Below are 16,498 nucleotides of genomic sequence, written 5' to 3'. Positions count from 1 at the left end.
AACTTAGCGATTAAAAGCTTTAACACTATCATGAATACTATCAAGATCAATTATGATTCTATTTTAAACTACTTCGATAACAGAAGTACAAATGCTTCAGCGGAATCTTGTAATGCTAAAATAAAAGCTTTTAGAAATCAATTTAGAGGAGTAAGAAAAGTAGACTTCTTCCTATTTAGATTAACTAAATTATTTGCCTAGTCCCCAACTTTTGTTCCTGATCCGAATTCTTTCTTTTTAGGCTAACTAATATTTATGCCTAATTTTTATCGCTCCACAGGTTTTCGACTTGATCCTTAAAAGCTTTAACACTATCATGAATACTATCAAGATCAATTATGATTCTATTTTAAACTACTTCGATAACAGAAGTACAAACGCTTCAGCTGAATCTTTCAATGCTAAAATAAAAGCATTTAGATCTCAGTTTAGAGGTGTTCGAAATGTGGAATTCTTTCTTTTTAGGCTAACTAATATTTATGCCTAATTTTTATCGCTCCACAGGTTTTCGACTTGATCCAACTTTTGCGCTTGATCCGATTTTTGCACTAATTTTAAAAAAATAAGCAAAAAAAAAGCCCCTTATAAAGGAGCTTTTTATGATATATATAAAATGTAATAATTACAATTTAGCAACGTGTTTCGTTAATTTAGATTTTAAATTAGACGCTTTGTTATCATGAATGATATTCTTTTTAGCCAATTTATCAATCATAGAAATAACATTTGACAACTTAGATGTAGCATCTACCTTATCAGTTGCTATTCTTAACGCTTTAATTGCATTACGAGTAGTTTTATGTTGGTATCTGTTTAATACTCTTCTCTTTTCGTTACTTCTGATTCTCTTTAGAGCTGACTTATGATTTGCCATTTTATTATTTTTTTTCTTTTACTATTCTATTTTTTTGTAGTCCGTAAGGGAATCGAACCCCTGTTACCAAGACGAAATCTTGGCGTCCTAACCCCTAGACGAACGGACCATTATCCTCCTAAGTTTTTTTTTCAATCTAAATTGAAATTGTAGTCCGTGGGGGAATCGAACCCCCCTTTCCTGGATGAAAACCAGAGATCCTAACCGATAGATGAACGGACCATTTCCTTTTAAAGTTCAGGAATACTTTTAGCAAAACAAAAATTGTAGTCCGTGGGGGAGTCGAACCCCCCTTTCCTGGATGAAAACCAGAGATCCTAACCGATAGATGAACGGACCGTGCTTCTGTATTGCGGATGCAAAAATACAACTATTTTTAAGACGTGCAATAGCAGATGCAAAAAAAATTGCTTTTTTTTAATAAGCCTTCGCAAAAAGGACTCTTCTAACAGAAGAATTACCAGTGAGAATACAGCTTCCCGCCTCTTCTACACCATCCAAAGGAATACATCTAATAGTAGCTTTCGTCAGATCCTTAATTTTTTCCTCAGTTACTGCTGTCCCATCCCAATGTGCTGATACAAAACCACCTTTATCATTTAAAACTGATTTAAACTCTTCAAAACTGTTAACTTCCGTTATATGCGTGTCTCTATAATTTAATGCCTTATTAAACAAATCTGCTTGAATTTCTTCTAACAAATCTCTGATATAAGTCGAAATACCATCTTTAGACTGCACTTCTTTTGTCAACGTATCTCTTCGAGCAACTTCAAAAGTTCCGTTTTCCAAATCTTTTGGTCCAACCGCAATTCGAACGGGCACCCCTTTCAATTCCCATTCAGCAAATTTAAATCCCGGTTTTTGAGTTGTTCTATCATCATACTTCACCGAAACATGTAGTTTTTTCAACTCTGCCATTAACACATTTACTTCAGCAGTAATTTCTGCCAACTGCTCATCTGTTTTATGTATTGGCACAATCACAACTTGTATAGGTGCTAAATTAGGTGGTAAAACCAATCCTTTATCATCTGAATGCGTCATCACTAACGCTCCCATCAATCGCGTTGAGACTCCCCAAGACGTTCCCCATACATACTCTTGCTTCCCTTCGGCATTTGCAAACTTAACATCAAAGGCTTTTGCAAAATTCTGACCTAAGAAATGTGAAGTACCTGCCTGCAATGCTTTTCCGTCTTGCATTAATGCTTCAATACAATACGTCTCTTCTGCTCCAGCAAATCGTTCTGTCTCCGTTTTAATTCCTTTTACAACTGGAATAGCCATGAAATTCTCAGCAAACTCAGCATAAACATTCATCATCTTCTCCGATTCTTCAATAGCTTCACTTCTTGTAGCATGCGCCGTATGACCTTCTTGCCACAAAAACTCGGCTGTTCTCAAGAACAGTCGTGTTCTCATCTCCCATCGAACCACATTTGCCCACTGATTAATCAACAAAGGTAAATCCCTATAGGATTGTACCCACCCTTTATAAGTAGACCAAATAATAGCTTCACTGGTTGGACGAACAATAAGCTCTTCTTCTAATTTCGCATTAGGATCTACCATTAGCTTACCCGGCTTGTCTGGATCATTTTTTAATCTGTAATGTGTCACGATCGCACACTCTTTTGCAAATCCTTCCGCATTCTTCTCTTCTGCCTCAAACATGCTTTTAGGAACAAATAAAGGAAAATAGGCGTTTTGATGGCCTGTCTCTTTAAACATTCGATCCAACTCTGCTTGCATTTTTTCCCAAATGGCATATCCGTATGGCTTGATTACCATGCAGCCTCTAACTCCTGAATTCTCAGCTAAATCAGCTTTGACAACCAGTTCGTTATACCATTTTGAATAATCTTCTGATCTTGTAGTAAGGTTCTTACTCATATTGAATAGTTTGGCACAAATTTTGCGTTATTTTATTTAACTAAATAGTTCCACAAAACTAACTATTTTTGCATTGTGCAACAATAAAAAACTATACAGATATGAAAACTAATATTTATCCACCCAAATCTCTTCTTCTCTCCATCTCAATTTTCATTAGTCTCTTGGTGGTTTCGTGTGGTTCTTATCAGAATAGTTCGTACTACGAAAGTGACGGAATATACGCAAACAATGAGGTTCGAAATGTAGAAAGACCATCAAACGCAAATTCAAACAACCATTATCAGGATTATTTTTCTTCACTTCAAGACGACAATCAATCTACAGAAATTTTCACTGACATAGATAACTATAACAATAGTTACAACGACTCGGATCAAGTAAATGACGATTATTACGCAGGTTGGGGAAATAACGCAACTGAAACTTCTATAAATTTAAACTCTTATAATTCTGGCTTTTCATTTGGTTTAGGATATGGCTATTCTTCTTACGGATGGGGCTACCCTAATTACGGATGGAATTATCCATATTATGGTTATTCTAATTATGGATGGAACTACCCATACAATGGATGGGGATATTCTAATTACTACGGATGGAACTCTCCTTTTTACAATTACGGCTACTCTAATTATGGTTACGGAAATTATTCTGGAAATTATTACAACAGCCGAAATTACTCTAACAATCCAAGTAGAAGAGGTTCCTCTTACTCAAATTCTGCAAACACAAACAGAAGCTATAATTCAACTTCAAGAACTTACTCACAAGACAGAAGCAGCACGAATAGAAGTTCTAATAATATAGACTTTAGAAGAAACTCAAATACAAATAGAACAAACGGCGCTTTTAACAGAAGTAGTACAAACCAAAAAAACTCTTATAGCACTCCTACTAGAAGCAGAACCAATACAAATAGTTCTAGAAGAGAAAGTACTACTCCAACCAGAACATACACACCTACACCTAATACTTCCAGAAATGAAAGCTACTCTCCTAGCAGATCAAGTTCTTCAAGTTCTAGTAGCGGCAGATCATCTGGAGGAAGCTCAAGACGAGGTGGACGTTAAGAGAAAATGACCCTCAGTATTTTATATTAAAAACTTTATTTATAAAAAAAAATGAAAAAATATTTATTTGTATTACTCGCAGGTTTTTCTTTTAGTGCTGCTCAATCTCAAGAGGTTAGTGATGCATTGCGCTACTCTCAAGACAACCTAAACGGAACAGCTCGTTTCAGAGCTATGGGAGGAGCATTTGGAGCTCTTGGCGGAGACTTATCTTCTTTGAATGTTAATCCGGCGGGATCGGCAGTTTTCATAAATAACGAAGTCACTGTTACCTTAAGTAACAATGACATTAAAAATAACTCCAATTATTTTGGGACGACGACGACTGAAAATAAAAACTCCTTTGACTTGAATCAAGCTGGAGGCGTATTTGTTTTTAATAATCAAAATCCAAATAGCAACTGGAGAAAGTTCTCTGTGGGTGTGAATTATGAAAATACAAACAATTTCAATAATTCTATTTTCTCGGCAGGAACCAATCCAAACAATTCTGTCGACGGTTATTTTTTAAACTATGCGAATGGTGTTCCACTAAGTACTCTTGAAGATTCAAGCTATGGCAGTTTAAATAATGGCGCACAACAAGCATTTCTAGCCTACAATGCCTATATAATTGATCCAGCAAGCAACGATCCAAATAATATCGCCTATAATTCAAATGTACCAGGAGGCGGAAACTACTACCAAGAAAACAGTATTAATACTGAGGGCTACAACGGAAAACTTTCTTTTAATGCTGCAACCTCTTATAAAGACAAACTATATATAGGTATAAACTTGAATTCACACTTTACTGATTTTAGAAAATACAGTAGCTTTTACGAAGACAATAGCGCCCCTTTAACTTCAGACTATACCGTTTCTAAATTGCGTTTTGATAACGAATTATATACTTACGGAACAGGATTTTCTTTTCAACTGGGTGCAATTGCCAAAGTTACTAAAGAAATACGTCTAGGTTTAGCATATGAATCTTCGACATGGTACCACTTGAGTAATGAATTATCGCAGAAACTAGTTTCTGTAAGCAGCAGCTCAACAGGAGACGACATAAATGATGTTTCTGATCCAAGAATTACTAATGTTTATGCGCCATATAAATTACAGACTCCAAGCAAACTTACAGGAAGTTTTGCCTATGTTTTTGGAACAACAGGATTAATAAGTATTGATTATGCTATAAAAGATTACAGTAAAACGAAATTCAAACCTGAAAGCGATTCGTATTACAATGGTTTGAACAACTACATGAGTAACACATTGGACAATACAGGAGAATTAAGAATAGGTGCTGAGTATAAAATTGAAAAATTGAGTTTAAGAGCGGGATACCGTTTTGAGCAAAGTCCTTATAAAAACAAAACAACAGTAGATGACTTGACTGGATACTCTGGAGGTTTAGGTTATAATTTTGGTTCGACCAAATTAGATTTATCCTATGCTTACGCCAAAAGAGATTCGCAACAAGGATTCTTTGCACAAGGTTTTACTGATGGAGCCACAATCAATACCATTACAAATAACGTAGCACTAACATTATTATTTGAATTGTAATTCGAAGTACCAAAAAAATTATTAAACCGTCTTGTTCCTATTTTAGCAAGACGGTTTTTTTAGCCCTGATAGAAGCGGCATCCCACGCATTTTTTTTGCGTGGATATAGCGTATAGCAGGAATAGCTCCATAAATAAACACTAAAAGAAAGTCAAACAAAGTTCTGTTTCAATAAAAAAACCGTAATTTTGCACTCCAATTTACAAATCTATGAGAACCAAGTCATTAAAAAAGAATAAAATCAACGTGATCACTCTAGGGTGCTCTAAAAACATATACGACAGTGAAGTGCTGATGGGTCAACTACGTGCAAACGGAAAGGACGTTGTGCATGAAGCTCCAGTTGCCGAAGAAGGAAACATTATCGTTATTAATACCTGTGGATTTATTGACAATGCAAAGGCAGAATCAGTAAACATGATTTTAGAATATGCAGACAAAAAAGAAAAAGGTTTAGTAGACAAGGTTTTTGTGACCGGATGTTTATCAGAGCGCTACAGACCAGATTTAGAAAAAGAAATACCTAATGTTGATCAATATTTTGGGACAACTGAATTGCCTGCTTTATTAAAAGCTTTAGGTGCTGATTATAAACATGAGCTTTTAGGAGAACGTTTAACGACTACCCCAAAAAATTATGCTTATTTAAAAATTGCCGAAGGTTGCGATAGACCTTGTAGTTTTTGTGCTATTCCAATTATGCGAGGGAAACACGTATCTCAAACTATTGAGAAACTAGTCAAAGAAGCCGAAGGATTAGCAAGAGATGGAGTAAAAGAATTAATCTTAATTGCACAAGACTTAACTTACTATGGTCTTGATATTTACAAAAAACGTAATCTTGGTGAATTGCTGGAAGCCTTAGTAAAAGTAGAAGGAATCGAATGGATTCGTTTACACTATGCCTTCCCTACTGGTTTCCCGATGGATGTTTTGGAAATCATGAAACGCGAGCCTAAGATTTGTAATTATATTGACATTCCTTTGCAACATATTTCAGATTCTATCTTGAAATCAATGCGCCGAGGAACAACTCAAGAAAAAACAACGAAATTATTAAAAGATTTCCGTGCGGCAGTTCCAGAAATGGCGATTCGTACGACTTTAATCGTAGGATACCCTGGAGAGACTCAAGAAGATTTTAATATTCTAAAAGACTGGGTTCAGGAAATGAAATTTGACAGAATGGGTTGTTTTGCCTATTCTCATGAAGAGAATACTCATGCTTACTTATTAGAAGATGATGTTCCTGCTGATGTCAAACAAGACCGTGCCAATGAAATAATGGAATTGCAATCTCAAATTTCATGGGATTTAAATCAATTAAAACTAGGTAAAACATTCAAGTGTATAATCGACAGAAAAGAAGGTGCTCATTTTGTAGGAAGAACAGAATTTGACAGTCCGGATGTAGATAACGAAGTATTAATTGACGCCTCAAAACATTACTTAAAAACAGGAGACTTTGCAATGATAAGAATCATTGAAGCCACTGAATTTGATTTGTACGGAGAACCTGCATAAAATCCCCAATTATCAACTAACACTAATTGACAACCAAATTTTAAAAAATAACTATGAAAACAATTCAAATCTTATTCGTTTTGGCACTTATGTTATTATCCATAGATACTGTTTCGGCACAATACGGAAACAATGGTTATGGGAATAACGGTTACGGGAACAATAGCGGAGGCTATGGTGGAAATGGTAGAATGAGCCAAATACCCCAGGCCTCAAGCCAAGAAAAGCCAAAAGAAATCCCTGTCGAAGTTACTGTGGGGAAGATAATGGAAAAAATAAAAACCGAACTTAATCTTGATGCATTACAAGAAATTGCTATCTCAAATGTTTTGAAAGAAAGTCTAAGATCTCAAGGAATTTTAATAAAAGCGGAGACTCCACAAGAACAAAAAATAGAAGAAATCAAAGCCCTTTCTGAAACGACAGACCGAAAAATTAATGAGTTTTTAAATGAGGATCAAAAAGCAAAATACAAAGCATTGAACGAAGAAAATTTAAGCAAAAAAAAATCAAAAAGAAATAGATAATTATTCTTAAAATAAAAATGACCTTTTATCCTTTTATAGTATGCAAAAATATTTTTACTCACTAATCGTTGCTCTCGTTATTGCTTCTTGCTCTACTAATCCTTACAAGGCAAGTGAAAAAGAATATGATACTAAACTAAAAACTTTTAAAGAAACAATTTCAAGTAAAGAGCCTGAGCCATTACCAGTTGTTTCAAAAACGATAATAAGTATCGATAATGTATACACAAAACAATTGTATACCTTTAAGGATACTATATCTAAGATGGGATCTACTGCTTTAGACAATGGCATCCACACGGAATGGATTGGTACCGTAAATTTTAATTTACGAAAACCTAATTACATTATTATTCACCATACAGCACAAGATTCACTTCAACAAACAATAAAAACATTTACCGTAACCAGAACCCAGGTAAGTGCACATTATGTGATTGCTGATGATGGTAGCGTAGTACAAATGTTAAATGACTACTTGCGTGCCTGGCATGCTGGAAGCGGTTCATGGGGTAAAGACACTGACATTAACTCATCCTCTATAGGTATCGAACTTGACAATAATGGATTTGAGCCATTTTCTGAGGCACAAATCACCAGCTTAATGGCACTTTTGAGCAAATTAAAAAAAGAGTATAATATTCCAACTCAAAATATAATAGGCCATTCAGATATTGCTCCTAGTCGTAAAAATGATCCAAGCGCTCTATTTCCTTGGAATACACTAGCCGAAAACGGATTTGGTGTATGGAAAAACGATATCTTAGAACCAGCTCCTCTCGATTTCAATCCGGAGTTAGCACTTCGAATCATAGGATATAGCACTACAAACCTTCCCGCTGCTATAAAAGCATTTAAGTTGCATTTTATGCAAACTGAAATTGATTCAGTTTTAAATGAGAATACTATAAATACAATTTACTCGATTTATAAGAAACAGTAAAAAATACATTAAAACACATCTTAAAAACAGTTCTTTGGCTTGTCAAAGAACTGTTTTTTTTTATAACCTAAATCTAAATTATCGTTATTACTTTTGCGTTATTATACCAAGGACATCTTCACTAAAAACACTGAGACTTATTTTGCTCAAGAATAAAATTTAAGAGATACCACTACCTTTTTTCATTTGATGTTCGTACCGTTCACTCCTAATCGCATTCATACGATTTTCATCTCGACAGGCACGGCCTACAAATCTCAAACTGGCAACTAAAATAAAGCGATTGAAGTTCTAAGGATTTCATTTGCTTTTTTCTAAAGTCCCCAATTTCTAACTTACTAAAATTGCATAGATATTCTTCCTTCGACCTTATTCTTTATGCTTATACACAAGGTCTAAAATAACACAACAACACCTCCAGAAATCCAAACACATGTTATTCCCAATATTATCAACAAAATTAACAGAACTCATTTTTAGACATTTTCTTTACAATCCTTTATATCTCATCTCGCTGACGAAACAAGATGACCGTTAAGCTCCTAATGGTATCTAAATTGTTTCTCCCAAATGAATTACTACTTTAAGGATATATAATTTCCTCATTCCAAAAACATCTCATCAATTAATATGCTTTAAACCTCTATCTAAAAAAACTGCCAACATACTTATTAGAGTATCTTGGCAGTAAAAAAAAAAAAATATATGAATTTAGAATCCGTAAACCATTGCTAAAGCAAATTGAGATGCAGATTTTGTAGGGTCACCACTAGATTTTTGAAAGATCTCTTCAGAACCACTATCTAATCTAAACTCCGGGATAAAAGTCAAACCACCCGCTTTTAAATTAGCTGAAAATGTTAACGCAGTTACTGAATCATCACCAGAACCTTCTTTATATTTAAAATACTCACCACGTAAACCTAAACTAAATTTATCGCTTACATCTACTGCAGGGTATAACGCTATTCCTGTATAACCTACTTCACCATCATTTGAAAAATCAGCAGCGTTTAAACCCAATTTGAATTTCTCAGAAATTTGGAAAGAAGCTGTTAAGTCAACTATAGTACCACTAACAGAACCATCCATAAAGTTAAGGTAAGCGCTTACTCCCTCAGTTGGAGCAAAAGATAACTGAGCTCCAAATGCATTTAAACCTTTAATTGGATCTGCTTTGTACATATTCCAAGTATCATTAAAAGCTCCTACCATCAAACCTACTTTGTCAGAAATCGCATAATTCACTTTAACACCAGCATTTTGAAATGGTCCATTTGTAAATAAATATGAAGTTGAGTAGTGAAAGTTCGCTACTGGAGATATTACTTCGTATCCGATAAATGTACCCATAAAACCAGCTGTAAAGCTCAATTTATCAGTAGCAGCATAAGAAACATATAAATTTTGAATGTGGAATGAGTTTTCATCAGCTCCATCCCCATTTAATATTGACTGATATTGACCTCTTGGACCAAAAGAAACTTCACCAACGAACGATGCTTTACCTGTTGTCTTTTTCAAAGTAACATCAAGCATCCCTAAAGAAACTGAATTTTGATCCGTTGCAAAACTAGTTCCTATATTTTCTTTCTTAGCGAAATCATATTTATAGTAAACATCTCCAGAACCCGAGATTTCTAGTGGAGTATCCTGTGCGAATGCCATGTTTCCTGTCAGCACTAAAGCTAAAATTACAATTACTTTTTTCATCATCATTTTGTTTTGGTTAGTTATTATTTTGGTTAGTTATTAGTGTAATAATGGTTGTTTTTAACTTTTCCTTGGGACGAATTTATTAACTTTTATTCTACTTAAATAAATAAATTATGAATTTTTGATTTGATTTCGAAAGAATTATTGATTACAAAAAATCACTTCAAAAAAACAAGAAATACATATTTTAGGCGATAGAAAAATAGTATATCCATAATCCATTTTTAACCAATTACCCCTATATCATACTAACAATCACGACAAAAAATCTATTTTAATGCCTTAAAATTAATTTAAAAACAATAACAACCACATATACCCCCATTTAAATAAGAGGTAGTTAAAAATAAGTGTATTTTTAACTAAACACGAAAAAAAAAATCAATTCTATAAAAACAAACCCACTAAATCCTAATGAATATTTTATCTAAATTATAAAATCAAAGAAAAAATCAAACCTATTGTATTGTAGAAATCTCGACGAAATTGTCTTAACACAATACCATAAAAACACTTGTGAAAACCATCTACTTAAACTACTTTCGCAAGCCAGTCTAACCTTTTATACATAAAATTTTTGAGGTGCTTTCTTCAATTAGACTTAGATATTGGAATCCGATTCAGATCAAAAAATATAAATCGATTTTAAATATTACACCACCACTATAAAGTATTTCAAAAAAAAATAGCTGTCCTTGGTTGTGCTACAATCTGCAAAATCTATTTTTTGACTATAACTTTTACAACTCTGAACAAAGCCGTAGTTTTTTTTCACATTGTAAAAAAGGCTATGCACAAAAAAAGCGATTGTTGAATAGATTTTACCCTATTCAACAATCGCTTGTCTTATAAACAGCAATACCTCTGCGGTAGCTTATTTAAAATTTACTAGAAACAACGTACGAGAATGTAGATCAGTTTTGATTTCTCCAACTCTATAAATTAAAAATATTATATAGAATAATCCTATTTCCGTAATTAATATACAATTGCTTTCTATTACCTTGGTGTTTCCTGGTTATTATAGAAACAGTACAATCGTCACCATTATTATCCTTACAGGTAAAGGAGTAAACCACATCCGTATCATTTTCCTCAGTTGGCTGATACTCTACGATTTCAAACAACTGAATAATTTCAGAGTAAATAACAATTCTACTTTTATCTGTATCCAGTGAAACTACAACATTTACTAGTTTTAAGTCAGACCATTTTCCCCATTTTCCTCTTTCGTTTTTTTCCAAAACGCTAACTCCTGAAGTTTTAAATTTATAATTCTGGCTGTAGGTCTGCTGTAATCCTACACCCAAGAATAGCAACACTATATATAATTTAATTTGCTTCATGATTTAAACAATTAAAAATCAAGATTAATTACTTCCTTTCTTGCCATATTATAGTCTGTCATCATTTCTAAAACGATTCCTTCTGCCGACTTTACTTCGTGGATCAAACCTGCTATTTGACCAATCTCCAACTCGCCTTCAATTAAATCTCCTTCAAACATCCCACGCTTTGCCCTAGCTCTACCTAATAAAGTTATTAATTCGTCCTTTGTTGGACATTGCTCATATAAATTTTGAACGTCCTGAAAGAATTTATTTTTTATTAAGCGAACAGGAGCCAGCTCTTTTAAGGTTAGTTGAGTACCTCCTTCTTTAGTATCTACAATCGTTTTCTTAAAATCATCATGAGCTGATGACTCCATCGATGCTGCAAACCTACTGCCCACCTGAACGCCATCTGCTCCCAATATCATTGCAGCAAGCATACCTCGCCCGGTTGCAATACCTCCTGCCGCAATAACAGGAATTTTTATTTGCTCTTTTACCATCGGAATTAGCGCAAAAGTAGTCGTTTCATCTCTTCCATTATGACCACCCGCCTCAAACCCTTCGGCGACTATAGCATCAACTCCAGCATTTTGAGCTTTTAATGCAAACACAGTACTACTGACAACATGAACTACGGTTATACCATTTTCTTTTAAATATGGAGTCCATGTTTTTGGATTTCCAGCCGAAGTAAAAACAATTTTCACACCTTCTTCGACAATAATTTTCATGATTTCTTCAATGTTGGGATACAACATAGGAACATTCACACCAAAAGGCTTAGATGTTTCTTTTTTACATTTCTGAATGTGCTCACGTAATACTTCTGGATACATCGATCCCGCACCTATCAGCCCTAATCCCCCAGCATTGCTTACTGCACTGGCTAATTTATGTCCGCTTACCCATATCATTCCTGCTTGGATAATTGGATATTTGATATTAAAAAGTTCTGTAATTTGATTCATCTAGTAGCTAGGTTATTATTTTTTTATTATTTTTCCGATTTTCGAAAAAGCCTCTGATTCAATTTTATAGATATAAATTCCGTTGCTTAGTGATTTCAGTGAAAAAGTATCAATTGAACTACTTACCTGACGCTCCAAAACTTTTTGACCTAAGATCGTATAAAAACCAACAGTTCCTTTATTAAAGCTTTCTGGAAATTCAACCGAAATAAAATCAGAAGTTGGATTTGGATAAGCTACAAAATAATTTTTAGCAAAATCATTTACCGAAAGTGTTAACGGTAAGGTCGAACTAAAATCTGGAATACCATAACCATATTGCGCCGTAGGTTCAGTATATCTGTCAGCCGATTTAATAATTAAAGCTATGATTTCTTTATTTGTTTTCAACGGGTATGCCTGCCAAAATGAAGCGACCATACCCGCCATAATAGGTCCTGAAAAAGAGGTTCCATTTGCTGTAACGATATCGCCAAATTCATTTGACAAAACAGCCGATACGCCTTGTGCCATTACGTCTGGTTTTATTCTTCCATCATAAGATGGTCCAATCGAACTAAAAGAAGCTCTTGTTTTTGCTGAATTAACTGCGCCAATTGCAAGTACGGATACGGCATCAGCTGGTGCTCCTATATGAGGATTAGAAGTACCACCTTCATTACCTGCAGATGCAACAACAATCATCCCTTTACTAAAAGCGATTTCAGCACCTCTAGATATAAAAGCTGTAGTTCCATTCATATCATTGTAAGTGTGATTATAAGCAGAGTTGTCAAATTCAAAGTATCCCAAAGAAGTATTAATAACATCTACTCCTAAGCTATCTGCTTTTTCAGCTGCCTCAACCCAAAGTGATTCCTCAACTGGATTTTCAGTTCTAACATCTTCTGTAATAAATAAGTAGTACGATGCATCTGGAGCAGTTCCTACCAATTTATTTTCTGTATAGCCTCCCATAGTCGAAAGAACTGATGTACCATGAGAATCTGAAGTATACACATCTGAATCGCTCAATACAAAATTATAACCACCCAAAATTTGATTGTTATCTCTTAGTCTTTGAAAAGGCTGAGTAGTATTTACTCCTAAAAAACCCGCATCTAGAATAGCGATTATTTTTCCTGTACCTGTGTAATTTTGTTTATGTAGCACATCACCGTGAAGCATCTTAATTTGGTTATCAGATGAACCGTAAGAATAATCAATTTTAGTCTTTCTTGTCTTACTTTGTTCTTTTTGCTTAAATACCTTAGCTGTTTTCCCTGCTTGATTCAATGTTTTGTTAGCAAAATCCACTTTATCTACAAAATCGAATCCTTTTAACGAATTTATCAAGGCTTGGGTTCCACGAACATGAATCGCATTCATCCATTTTGATTTTGCCATAACAGTAATCCCCGCTACCGCTTTTACCTGATTTATGAAAGTGGCATCAATAGGGACATCTTTTAGATCAATTGCTATATTTTGATTTGTTCTTCGATCTAAAGATCTTTGAGACAACATCTGTAAAGGCGAATCAAAATAGGACTGTTGATTTGATTTTACATTAAAATAAACCCATGCATCTTCCTGAGAAAAAGCTATTGTACTTAGGGATAACAATAAGAATAGAAAAAACTTTTTCATGGTCAACTTTTACATTCGACAAAACGATACTTTCCAATAATCAACTCATAAAACAAATGAACGAATCGTGTGAAAAGTTATATTGTAATTTATTTTAGAAATAAAATACTAATCTAAGAAATTACTCCCGAACCAACTAATTCATCTTCTATATACCAAGCAACAAACTGCCCTTCTGTGATAGCCGATTGCGGCTCGCGGAAAGAAACATACATTCCGTTTTCAAACTGATGTAAAGTAGCTGCTTGTAACGGTTGCCTGTAACGTATTCTTGCCATAACTTCCATTTCTTCACCATTTTCCAAAGTCATATCCGTACGTACCCAATGCACTTCAGATTTTTCTATAAATAAGCCCTTTCTAAACAGTCCTGGATGTTGACTACTCAAACCTGTATAAATCGTATTAGTCTCTACATTAGTGGCAATAATGAACAATGGATCTTTATTCCCTCCCACATTTAATCCTTTTCGTTGACCAATAGTGAAATAATGAGCTCCTTGATGTTTTCCTACTACCTTCCCCATATCAGGAGTGTATACTATTTTATTCGAAGCCAATGCTAACTCTTCCTCTGGAGACAATCCTTCTTGCTCTTTTTTGGCATATACAGCATCGTCTTTATCAATTTGAATAATTGACCCTTCTTTTGGCTGCAATTTTTGTTGCAAAAATTCAGGTAAACGAACTTTGCCTATAAAGCACAAACCTTGAGAATCTTTCTTCTCGGCAGTTACCAATTCCATTTCAGCAGCAATTTCACGTACTTCAGGTTTGGTTAATTCACCTATTGGAAACAAAGATTTTGACAATTGCTCTTGTGATAATTGACAAAGAAAATAGGATTGATCTTTATTATTATCAGCACCAGCAAGTAATTGGTACACCGTTTCACCATTGACTTCGATTTCACTTTTTTTACAATAATGACCTGTAGCTACATAATCAGCTCCCAAGCTTAAAGCTATTTTCATAAAAACGTCAAATTTTATTTCGCGGTTACAAAGTACGTCAGGGTTTGGAGTACGTCCCTTCTCATATTCATTGAACATGTAATCCACGATTTTCTCCTTATACTCTTCACTTAAATCAACAGTTTGAAAAGGAATCCCTAGTTTTTCAGCAACTAGCAATGCATCATTACTGTCTTCTAACCAAGGACAATCATTAGATATGGTAACAGAATCATCATGCCAATTTTTCATAAAAAGACCTATCACTTCATATCCTTGTTGCTGCAACAAATACGCGGCAACACTTGAATCTACACCTCCAGAAAGTCCTACTACAACTCGCTTCATTTTATACTCTTTATTAATTTTTACAAGACTGCAAAGTTACAACGTTTTTATCACAACAACTGTTGAAGGATACACTTAATTACCCTTGGATTTATATGCATTTCCCGGAGTGCTCATGTTCGTTTCTTTTACTAATTTTCCATTTGTAAAAAACTGCCAAATACCCGCTTTTTTCCCATTTAAAAATTTACCCTTAGAAACTACATTACCTTGAGGATCTTTAAAAATAGCTAGTCCATTGTATTCATTGTTCTTATAAATTGATTCTTCGAGTACCATTCCATTCTCTGAAAAACTTTTGTACAAACCGTCTTTTACATTATTTTTATAATTGATTTCTTCCGCAATTTTACCGCTTGGATAGTACACGGATCGTAAACCTTCTAACTTCCCATTCTTGTAATTCTCGAGAGTCATAACCGTTTTTGCCGCCAAATGAAAGTACCTCCATTCTCCAACAAACAATTTATTAATTACCTTACCTTCACTTACCTTATTCTTTGCTTGGTCATAAAATATAGTGTAGGCTGAATTATCTGCAGCATTAAACTCTCGTGTGGCAATTATCGATTTAGCTTTCGTATCATCAAAAAAATTAAATACTCCCACTTCTTTTCCATGTTCGAAAGTACCCTCGTATTTTGGCCTTTTAGATTCTTCGTAAAATCCCTTCCAAACTCCATTTTTTTTTCCTTTTTCATCAACCTTATTATAATCTGACTGAGCGATTATACTATGACTCGATAAAATTAAAAATAGAAGGAAACAAAATTTATAATCTTTCATTGTATTGTAAAATTTAAGGCTATTACTATGAAACAAAATTACTGCTTTTATATGTAAACGTTTTTACTATTTATTTTATTATTTCTTAATCCTTATTAAAACCCCTAAATAACATTTGAACAAATCCAACTACTCACCAAGCTGTTTTCATACCACCAATTCTCATTTATATTATCGAATGACATATGCCTAAAAAAGAAAACTTCGATGACTCCATAAGAACTCCTACTAAAACAGCCTTCACATTTGTTTAACATTTGAGAAATAAAAAAAACAAGCCAATTCCACATTAAAACATATATAGTTGATTATAAGAGTACTAATAAGTTTTCAATGCTACTCTATTAAAGATAAACGTGTTAAAAAAAAAGCA

Annotated in this window: 15 protein-coding genes and 3 tRNA genes; 7 read left to right on the top strand and 11 right to left on the bottom strand. The window is 34.1% G+C overall.

Translation table 11 applies throughout. The annotated features are described in order from the left end of the window. Positions 1-201 (top strand): transposase (locus QO182_RS17785; RefSeq protein ID WP_371563164.1); only part of this gene is annotated, 201 nt, incomplete at its 5' end. 115 nt (positions 202-316) lie between these two features. Further along, complete coding sequence (locus tag QO182_RS17780; RefSeq protein WP_371563162.1) at positions 317-487, top strand: transposase; 171 nt, start codon at positions 317-319, stop codon at positions 485-487. A 135-nt stretch (positions 488-622) separates the two neighbouring features. Here QO182_RS17780 and rpsT read toward each other — a convergent pair whose 3' ends face one another. The 5 genes from rpsT to proS all read right to left on the bottom strand — a co-directional run bounded on the left by rpsT (position 623) and on the right by proS (position 2,770). Next, complete coding sequence (gene rpsT, locus QO182_RS17775) at positions 623-874, bottom strand: 30S ribosomal protein S20 (protein ID WP_073207384.1); 252 nt, start codon at positions 872-874, stop codon at positions 623-625. Between the two features lie 37 nt (positions 875-911). Beyond that, a tRNA-Glu gene (locus QO182_RS17770) sits at positions 912-983 on the bottom strand. Between the two features lie 41 nt (positions 984-1,024). Continuing rightward, positions 1,025-1,096, bottom strand: a tRNA-Glu gene (locus QO182_RS17765). A gap of 45 nt (positions 1,097-1,141) precedes the next feature. Next, a tRNA-Glu gene (locus QO182_RS17760) sits at positions 1,142-1,213 on the bottom strand. Positions 1,214-1,291: 78 nt separating this feature from the next. Then, the gene (gene proS / locus QO182_RS17755) at positions 1,292-2,770 is read right to left on the bottom strand and encodes a proline--tRNA ligase (protein WP_371543154.1); all 1,479 of its coding nucleotides are present in this window, start codon (positions 2,768-2,770) and stop codon (positions 1,292-1,294) included. Positions 2,771-2,871: 101 nt separating this feature from the next. On the opposite strand from proS, the gene QO182_RS17750 reads away from it, so the two are divergent. The 5 genes from QO182_RS17750 (at position 2,872) to QO182_RS17730 (ending at position 8,391) form a co-directional block, all read left to right on the top strand. Beyond that, positions 2,872-3,843: a hypothetical protein gene (locus tag QO182_RS17750; RefSeq protein WP_371563160.1), complete on the top strand. Its 972-nt coding sequence runs from the start codon at positions 2,872-2,874 to the stop codon at positions 3,841-3,843. Between the two features lie 51 nt (positions 3,844-3,894). Further along, positions 3,895-5,397 carry an OmpP1/FadL family transporter gene (locus tag QO182_RS17745; RefSeq protein ID WP_371563158.1) on the top strand — a complete coding sequence of 501 codons (1,503 nt, stop codon included), beginning with the start codon at positions 3,895-3,897 and terminating at the stop codon, positions 5,395-5,397. Positions 5,398-5,607: 210 nt separating this feature from the next. After that, positions 5,608-6,921, top strand: a complete 1,314-nt coding sequence (gene rimO, locus QO182_RS17740; protein ID WP_371563156.1) for a 30S ribosomal protein S12 methylthiotransferase RimO — start codon at positions 5,608-5,610, stop codon at positions 6,919-6,921. 53 nt (positions 6,922-6,974) lie between these two features. Continuing rightward, positions 6,975-7,448: a hypothetical protein gene (locus tag QO182_RS17735; protein WP_371563154.1), complete on the top strand. Its 474-nt coding sequence runs from the start codon at positions 6,975-6,977 to the stop codon at positions 7,446-7,448. 40 nt (positions 7,449-7,488) lie between these two features. Beyond that, on the top strand, positions 7,489-8,391 hold the full coding sequence (locus tag QO182_RS17730) for an N-acetylmuramoyl-L-alanine amidase (RefSeq protein ID WP_371563151.1): 903 nt from the start codon (positions 7,489-7,491) through the stop codon (positions 8,389-8,391). Positions 8,392-9,102: 711 nt separating this feature from the next. On the opposite strand, the gene QO182_RS17725 is transcribed toward QO182_RS17730, so the two are convergent. From QO182_RS17725 to QO182_RS17700, 6 genes are all read right to left on the bottom strand, one after another. Continuing rightward, positions 9,103-10,104, bottom strand: a complete 1,002-nt coding sequence (locus QO182_RS17725) for an outer membrane beta-barrel protein (protein ID WP_371543140.1) — start codon at positions 10,102-10,104, stop codon at positions 9,103-9,105. A gap of 938 nt (positions 10,105-11,042) precedes the next feature. After that, on the bottom strand, positions 11,043-11,453 hold the full coding sequence (locus QO182_RS17720; protein ID WP_371563149.1) for a hypothetical protein: 411 nt from the start codon (positions 11,451-11,453) through the stop codon (positions 11,043-11,045). Positions 11,454-11,464: 11 nt separating this feature from the next. After that, entirely contained in the window at positions 11,465-12,409 is a 945-nt protein-coding gene (locus QO182_RS17715) for an NAD(P)H-dependent flavin oxidoreductase (protein ID WP_371563146.1), read from the bottom strand. Positions 12,410-12,424: 15 nt separating this feature from the next. Next, a complete protein-coding gene (locus QO182_RS17710; protein ID WP_371563144.1) occupies positions 12,425-14,038 on the bottom strand; it encodes a S8 family serine peptidase in 1,614 nt (537 codons plus the stop codon). A 113-nt stretch (positions 14,039-14,151) separates the two neighbouring features. Beyond that, a complete protein-coding gene (mnmA, locus tag QO182_RS17705; protein ID WP_371563142.1) occupies positions 14,152-15,339 on the bottom strand; it encodes a tRNA 2-thiouridine(34) synthase MnmA in 1,188 nt (395 codons plus the stop codon). A 75-nt stretch (positions 15,340-15,414) separates the two neighbouring features. Then, positions 15,415-16,125: a toxin-antitoxin system YwqK family antitoxin gene (locus QO182_RS17700; protein ID WP_371563139.1), complete on the bottom strand. Its 711-nt coding sequence runs from the start codon at positions 16,123-16,125 to the stop codon at positions 15,415-15,417. Positions 16,126-16,498: the final 373 nt, after the last annotated feature.

Source organism: Flavobacterium sp. Arc2, from assembly GCF_041431385.1.
GTDB lineage: Bacteria > Bacteroidota > Bacteroidia > Flavobacteriales > Flavobacteriaceae > Flavobacterium.
Note: the sequence above shows the minus strand (reverse complement) of the source record. Positions and strands in the feature narration are given on the sequence as shown.

What these genes read in the sequence shown, in the direction of transcription:
- QO182_RS17780 (WP_371563162.1), top strand. Translation starts at nt 317, where the DNA reads ATGAATACTATCAAGATCAATTATGATTCTATTTTAAACTACTTCGAT.
- rpsT (WP_073207384.1), bottom strand. Translation starts at nt 874, where the DNA reads ATGGCAAATCATAAGTCAGCTCTAAAGAGAATCAGAAGTAACGAAAAG.
- proS (WP_371543154.1), bottom strand. Translation starts at nt 2,770, where the DNA reads ATGAGTAAGAACCTTACTACAAGATCAGAAGATTATTCAAAATGGTAT.
- QO182_RS17750 (WP_371563160.1), top strand. Translation starts at nt 2,872, where the DNA reads ATGAAAACTAATATTTATCCACCCAAATCTCTTCTTCTCTCCATCTCA.
- QO182_RS17745 (WP_371563158.1), top strand. Translation starts at nt 3,895, where the DNA reads ATGAAAAAATATTTATTTGTATTACTCGCAGGTTTTTCTTTTAGTGCT.
- rimO (WP_371563156.1), top strand. Translation starts at nt 5,608, where the DNA reads ATGAGAACCAAGTCATTAAAAAAGAATAAAATCAACGTGATCACTCTA.
- QO182_RS17735 (WP_371563154.1), top strand. Translation starts at nt 6,975, where the DNA reads ATGAAAACAATTCAAATCTTATTCGTTTTGGCACTTATGTTATTATCC.
- QO182_RS17730 (WP_371563151.1), top strand. Translation starts at nt 7,489, where the DNA reads ATGCAAAAATATTTTTACTCACTAATCGTTGCTCTCGTTATTGCTTCT.
- QO182_RS17725 (WP_371543140.1), bottom strand. Translation starts at nt 10,104, where the DNA reads ATGAAAAAAGTAATTGTAATTTTAGCTTTAGTGCTGACAGGAAACATG.
- QO182_RS17720 (WP_371563149.1), bottom strand. Translation starts at nt 11,453, where the DNA reads ATGAAGCAAATTAAATTATATATAGTGTTGCTATTCTTGGGTGTAGGA.
- QO182_RS17715 (WP_371563146.1), bottom strand. Translation starts at nt 12,409, where the DNA reads ATGAATCAAATTACAGAACTTTTTAATATCAAATATCCAATTATCCAA.
- QO182_RS17710 (WP_371563144.1), bottom strand. Translation starts at nt 14,038, where the DNA reads ATGAAAAAGTTTTTTCTATTCTTATTGTTATCCCTAAGTACAATAGCT.
- mnmA (WP_371563142.1), bottom strand. Translation starts at nt 15,339, where the DNA reads ATGAAGCGAGTTGTAGTAGGACTTTCTGGAGGTGTAGATTCAAGTGTT.
- QO182_RS17700 (WP_371563139.1), bottom strand. Translation starts at nt 16,125, where the DNA reads ATGAAAGATTATAAATTTTGTTTCCTTCTATTTTTAATTTTATCGAGT.